The following is a 766-nucleotide window of genomic DNA, read 5'->3' on the forward strand; positions in this document are numbered from 1 at the left end:
GCAGTCTGTACAGTCTTCACACCCATCATTTTTAAAGTCACGTGTTAACCCATACTGATCTGTTTTCGTTCTGTAATGTTTAAAGGCAACCTTCCGATGATTCAGGCAAATGAAGAAGTCGTCTTTTTCACGGTATTCCCAGTTGGCGGCATTCCGTATATTTTTTGTAAGCCCGGGTCTCTTCCTTCCTCATGGTATTGTAGGGAATCAATGCTTCTTCATGCGCATACAAATAGTTGGCTTCTCCGCCGTAGCCGGCATCCGCAATCATCCGTTTTGGCTTAGGCAGGCCGGATGTTTTCAGTTTTTCCAAATGCGGGGTGAAGCACCTTGTATCTGTCAGCCTTTGGTGGATGGTGTATTCCGTTCCGATTTGGACATTGTAATCCGGCTTCAGCCGGCCGTTTTTCATATGGTCTTCTTTCATGCGCATAAAAGTGGCATCGTGGTCTGTTTTGGAATAGCTGTTCCGGTCACCGAAAGTTTCCATCTGTGCTTCATATTTCTTCAGTCGCGGCGAATAATCTTCTTTAAGCTTCTTATAAATTTTCCGTTTCAACCGGTATGCTGCCTTCTTCTCTTTTTTTATTTCTTTGTTCTTTTCCTGTTCTGCATCTGATTCAGCTTCTTTGACTTTTTGTTCCACCAATTCGGCAAACTTTTCCAGTCGTTCTGCGCTTACACGCTGTGTCGGTTCTTTCACTTCTTTCAAAGATTTCTCATCTAATTCGATGGTTTCTTCGATCAATTGGAACGTCTTTTGAAG

The 766-nt window shown here is 43.2% G+C and carries 1 pseudogene; it reads right to left on the reverse strand.

Annotated features, from left to right (window positions below):
• Positions 1 to 361: 361 nt before the first annotated feature.
• Positions 362 to 544, reverse strand: a pseudogene (locus GBH70_RS17950) (IS5/IS1182 family transposase); the annotation flags it as partial.
• Between the last annotated feature and the right edge of the window lie 222 nt (positions 545 to 766).

This window comes from Weizmannia acidilactici, from assembly GCF_008974225.1.
In the GTDB taxonomy this organism is placed as follows: domain Bacteria; phylum Bacillota; class Bacilli; order Bacillales; family Bacillaceae_C; genus Weizmannia; species Weizmannia acidilactici.